We start from the raw sequence: 5,457 nt of genomic DNA, 5'->3' as shown, positions 1-5,457 counted from the left end.
CCTTCAGGCTTTCCGCAAACCTCTGAGCCCCTCCCTTGGGGAAGTATCCGCCGTGGAGGTAGTAAGAGACTACTGCTGTCAGTGCGCTGCTGGCCGGCGTTTCATCGGGTTTGGTCCCTAAATAGCCAAGGAGAGCACATAGCAGTGATTTTAAGTCCTCATTGACGAAGAATTCATCGAGTTTTTGTTTATACGTCTTGTTCATCCAGTCGTAGAAGTGGGGGTGCTCCTTCGGATAATCTAGGAGCTTCTTAGACCCGAAGACCTTGACTATTAGCTCAGCAGGCAGAGGAACTCCGTAAATCTCCGATTCCCTGTAGCACTCCTCATAGGCCCTCTTGGCCTCATCGAAGAACGCCTGAATGTTCTTCCTTTCCTCCGGGAAAATCTCCGACAGGACCCTCATGAACCCCTCCAGGTCGCTCGCATCGATCTCCCTCCCCCTGAAGATGTACCTGATCCTGTTCCTCACGAAGAGCTCATCCCTTTCAAGGCCGAGTTCCCTGAGAAGATAGCTCACCGGCCCCTTCTCCCAGAGCCCGCTCACGTTCTCCACTCCCGTGTTGAAGACGAATCCCCTCCTCCTGAAGGAGGAGCAGTATCCCCCGACCTGGTAGTGCTGCTCCAGGACCAGGACCTTGTAGCCCCTCCTCGAGAGCAGGGCCCCGCAGGTCAGTCCCCCTATGCCGGAGCCGACTATTATCACGTCGTATTCGTTCTCCCCCTTGGGCCTCCTAGGATTCACATCAACCCTCCAATCGTACCTCCTGAACTCCCTGGAGACCAGGTGGGCCGGCGCCATCAGGGGGAAGATCACCGAGAAGGCTATGCCCAGCGCGATCAGGAAGTTTGAGACCAATATGTTGAGGGGGACATCAAGGAGCAGGAAGATGACCGCGTTTGACATGAAGATGATCGCCCATATCCCGGTGATCACGCTGTTAATCATGAGAAAGGATTTCTCCCTCCAGTATATCTCCGGATAATCCCTCATCGATACCTGGAGCGTGTAGGGCCTCTTCACCACCAGCGAGAGGATCGCCATCAGGGAAAGGGTGAGGTAGCCTAGAGGGCCGCTCTCCTGCACGAAGAGGTCCAGGCCGAGGATGAACGTCGCGAAGGAGGCCGCGCTGAAGTAGAGGAGGGAGGTCAAATCCATCGGATTGAAGGCCCTCGCTCGAATCTGAGGAATGATGAGGATAGCGGATATCAGGAGGGAGATCATCACACCGTACCCTTGGCCCATGCCGCAGAGGATCCAGTACACGATCCATGGAACGAAGGAAATGAGCATGTAGACCATGCCAGGGACTCTCCTCGGCATGAATTATCCTCCCATCGAGATCTCACCGCTGAAGGCGCCTGAAGGTTATAAGCGATGCTTCCCGGCTCTCTCACAAGCCTCTGCCGTCGCGATGACTCGCGCTTCAGCCGGATGATGAGCGAAGGAGGATTGCTGACATCTCCAGATGAAAATTCATAACATTTCATGGAGGCTGGGCTCTCAGTGCTCATTCCCCGTCAACCGGGAAGGGTTTAAGGGATCCAGAACGATTAAATTTAAGGGAGCGCCGCTAGTGATCGGAGGTGCTGTGATGCAAGAGGAGGTCCTGATAGCCACATTCATAAACATAATAATAGCGCTAATAGTGGCTTGGATAATAATATCCTTCCTCAGGGCGGCTTTGAGGGTGGTCAGGGAGTATGAGAGGGCGGTCATCTTCAGATTGGGCAGGTTGATCGGGGCGAAGGGTCCTGGGCTGATATTCCTCATCCCCTTTGTGGACAAGCCCAGGGTAGTTGACCTGAGGCTGCTCAGCTTCGACATACCGAGACAGAGGATAATAACGAAGGATAACGTCACCGTCGACGTCGATGCTGTCGTTTATTACAGGGTCATCAACCCGATAGATGCCGTGGTCAAGGTGCAGGATTACATAACCGCCTCCAACTTCATAGCTCAGACCACTCTGAGGGACGTCGTCGGTCAGGTGGAGCTCGACGAGCTACTGACCAGGAGGGATGAGCTCGGCAAGAGGATCCAGACGATAGTCGATGAGGTGACGGAGGGTTGGGGGATAAAGGTCACCCAGGTGGCGATAAGGGACGTGGTCCTCCCGGAGGAGATGCTGAGGGCCATAGCCAAGCAGGCGGAGGCGGAGAGGGAGAGGAGGGCGAGGGTCATAATGGCCGAGGGGGAGCTCATGGCCGCTCAGAAGATGGCCGAGGCCGCCGAGTTCTACGCGAGGAACCCGCACGCGATGAGGCTCAGGGAGCTTCAGACGTGGGTTGAGATAGCGAGGGAGAGGAACATGGTGATAATAACTGAGGGAGGGCCCTCCCCTCTCGCTTACGCCATAGCTGCAAGGAAGGAGGAAGGGAAATGAGGACAGCCGGGCTCCTCATCCTCCTCCCGTTTTTAGCCCTGCTGATCTGCCCCCTTCAAGCGGATGCCGGAAACAGGGTGCTGGTGACGAACGTCACGGGCTACATCTCACCAGCCACCGTGGAGCAGGTGAAGCTAGCCGTGGCCACGGCCGAGAGTGGGTACGATGCTCTGGTGCTCCAGATAAACACCTTCGGTGGGCAGGCGGACGCGACCTTCAGCGTGGTTGAGGTGATCCTCTCCTCAAAGGTTCCCGTCATAGGCTACGTCTACCCCCAGGGGAGCCAGGCCCTCTCCGCTGGCACCTACATACTGATGGCCACGGACTACGCGGCAATGTCACCTTACTCCACCATAGGATCCGCCCAGCCCGTCGTGGGCTACACCCCGCTCAACGAGTCGAAGTACCTGAACGCCTACTCGGCCAAGATGAGGAGCTACGCTGCGATGCACGGCAGGAATGAGACAGCAGCTGAGCTCCTGGTCAGAGCGAACGTCAACCTGATGGCTGAGGAGGCGCTCAGAGCGCACTTGATAGAGGCTGTTGAGCCCTCACTGGAATCCCTCCTGCAGAGGGCCAACGGCAGGGTGGTCAGGAGGGGGGAGGTGACGTTCAACCTCTCCGTCTACCCGGCATCCGTGGAGTACCTCCCGACGAGCCCCAGGGTCGAGATAATGAGGTACCTGTCGGACCCCCTCCTCTCCAGCGTGCTCTTCAGCATAGGGTTCATGATGCTTATAGTGGGCATCTCATCCCCCGGCTGGGGGGCTGAGCTGGCGGGCATAGTCCTCATACTCCTTGCCGTGGCCGGGATGGGCGTCAGCGTGGACCTGGTGAGCCTGATACTGCTGGCCATAGCGGCATCTCTCTTCATAGCGGAGATGAAGAAGGGTCTCCACGGGCTGGGTGCCATCTCCTCAACAGCCCTGCTCGTGCTGGCGATCCTCCTCATGGTGGGGAGCCCCTGGAGGCCTACGCTCGTCTCCTTCAACTGGATGATCGAGACCATCCTGAAGCTCGTGGTCTCCGTCGGGGGAGTGGGGCTGATCATATCATTCATATTCGTCAAGGCCATAGCGTCCATCCTGAGGAGGGGGCCCGTCAGCTGGCTGCCCACCGGCAAGGGGGTGGCCGTCGACGACATACCTCCGGGTGGGGTCGGCTACATAAGGATATCGGGTGAGCTATGGAGGGCCACCTCGGATGAGGAGGTAAGGAGCGGGGACGCCGTCGAGGTCATAGGCAGGAGGGACAGCATTCTCCTAGTGAGGAAGGTGAGGCAGCAATAGAGGTAAATTGGATTAAAAAATGAGGGACGCGGGAGATTTCACTCCGGAGGAAGCACTTTCCAAGCTAGATCTATGTCTATGCCCTCCTTCCTCCATCTCCACCTCCAGTAGTAATACCAGAGGGCTCCGAATATCCAGAGGCCTAGGAACCAAGCTACAGCCAATTCAGTGACGCCCTCAAGCCCTGGGTTTGTGTAGAAGAAGTAGAGGAGGATCCCTATGTAGGTCAGATCTATTATGCCGCCTATCGTGATCAGCGGTATGGGGCCTATCCTCCAGTTCTTGTACGGTGAGGTCTCCCATATTGATCTGACGCTCTTCCTGAACGGGAATATCGTGGCCGCTATGGCCGTCACTCCCCATATCGAGACGCATTCTGTGGCAGTGACGGCGAGGCCCGCGAACCACTCGGGGAAGAGGGAGTAGAGGGCTATGCCTATCTCGCTCGTGAGGAATATGAATGTGAGGTTCTTGACCGGGGATGCCCACTTAGGGTGAACCTCGGAGAACCACTTCGGCCCCATCCTGTCCATGCCCCAAGCCACGACTATCCTGCTACCAGCCACGTAGGACATTGGTATCCATATGTAATCGGCTAAGATCAGGCTGAGAGCCGCTAGGGCTGCTATGAGAGCACCCAAGGAGTTGCTGGTGTCTATGAATACCCTCGTGATCCCCACGTAGTTCGCCGGGAAGGGCATGTTGTATCCATCGAGCCCTTTGTTGTCGGCCACGGCCAGGGCCCTCATGAAGTCGGTTCCCAGCAGGTTCGGATATATCAGTGAGAAAATCGTTACTATGATTCCAGGAACTATTATTGCCCCGTACTGGGCCGCCATTATGTTCCTCTGGGGTCTCTTCACCTCACCACCTATCACGTTAACGGCCCAGCCGTAGTGGGCCCACCAGGAGTTCACCACCATCAGGCCCAGGGTCCCGAAGAGCAGGGGCATGGTCGGATTGAAGACATCCGGGCCGAGTTTTTGGCCGCCTCGATCATCCCCTGGTAATCAAGGGAGCCGTATTTGGAGGCCATGGCGTTCCAAGCCGCTACGAACTCCTCATGGGAGTGCATCCCCAGAATCAGGGCCACGAGCCCCAGGGTTATGAGTGAGAGCGTCAGCACGGTCTTCTGGTGCAGGAGATACCATCTGAGCCCGTAGAATGTGAAGAGGTAGCCCAAGAGGTTCACTATGGTAGCGACTATGAACATGCCCACAGGCGACCTCACTCATTCAGCAGCTCCTTGCATGTCGAGCATGCCGAAGAGTGTTGTCAGACCTGGATCGGCCACCCAGGGCGCCAAGATCACTATCCAAAGCCACCAGATGAAGTAATCGCCGACACTAACGGCCATTCCCACCGCGGGATGTATTATTCTGGTGTTGTATACGTAGCATCCGCCGCTCCTGGGCATGGAGGCCCCCAGGATGCCCCAGACCAGGGCGACGCCGGGTAGCGTGAAGAGCAGGCTCAAGGCCACCGAGCCGAGCAGATCGCCAGAGGGGAAGAGGAAGACCCCCCAGCTGAGGAGCATCCATATTGCTATGGCCGGTCCCTGATTGAGGAAACCGAACGCGAATGCATCTAAAAATCCGGCTTCCCTGACCAGGCCGCTCGCCTTCCTCGCGAAGACCTCCCTGGGTACTATCTCCTCTCCCATGAGAGGCACCGGGCGGATGCCTCATTTCCTTAATTTAAAAGTGTTATGGTAATATTTTAACTGAATATTGCCATTAAATGATATTATTTGTGTTATTATTTCAGAGATTAATCAAAGG

At 56.5% G+C, this 5,457-nt stretch carries 3 protein-coding genes and 1 pseudogene; 2 read left to right on the top strand and 2 right to left on the bottom strand.

Features of this window, described 5'->3' with window-relative positions; all coding sequences use genetic code 11:
• Window positions 1–1,324: NAD(P)/FAD-dependent oxidoreductase (locus tag BA066_06450; GenBank protein RDD53055.1), on the bottom strand; the 1,324-nt coding region annotated here is incomplete at its 3' end.
• A gap of 361 nt (window positions 1,325–1,685) precedes the next feature.
• On the opposite strand from BA066_06450, the gene BA066_06445 reads away from it, so the two are divergent.
• Window positions 1,686–2,387: a slipin family protein gene (locus BA066_06445; GenBank protein RDD53054.1), complete on the top strand. Its 702-nt coding sequence runs from the start codon at window positions 1,686–1,688 to the stop codon at window positions 2,385–2,387.
• Complete coding sequence (locus BA066_06440) at window positions 2,384–3,676, top strand: nodulation protein NfeD (GenBank protein RDD53053.1); 1,293 nt, start codon at window positions 2,384–2,386, stop codon at window positions 3,674–3,676. Before BA066_06445 ends, BA066_06440 begins: the two co-directional genes overlap by 4 nt.
• Window positions 3,677–3,714: 38 nt before the next feature.
• On the opposite strand, the pseudogene BA066_06435 reads toward BA066_06440, so the two are convergent.
• Window positions 3,715–5,339: pseudogene (locus BA066_06435) on the bottom strand (APC family permease).
• Between the last annotated feature and the right edge of the window lie 118 nt (window positions 5,340–5,457).

The organism is Candidatus Korarchaeota archaeon NZ13-K, from assembly GCA_003344655.1.
Lineage (GTDB): Archaea > Korarchaeota > Korarchaeia > Korarchaeales > Korarchaeaceae > Korarchaeum.
The sequence above is the reverse complement of the archived record's forward strand: the minus strand, read 5'-3'. Positions and strand labels throughout refer to the sequence as shown.

Bases quoted from the DNA above. Each gene is read 5' to 3' on its own strand.
- BA066_06440 (RDD53053.1), top strand. From the start codon at position 2,384: ATGAGGACAGCCGGGCTCCTCATCCTCCTCCCGTTTTTAGCCCTGCTG.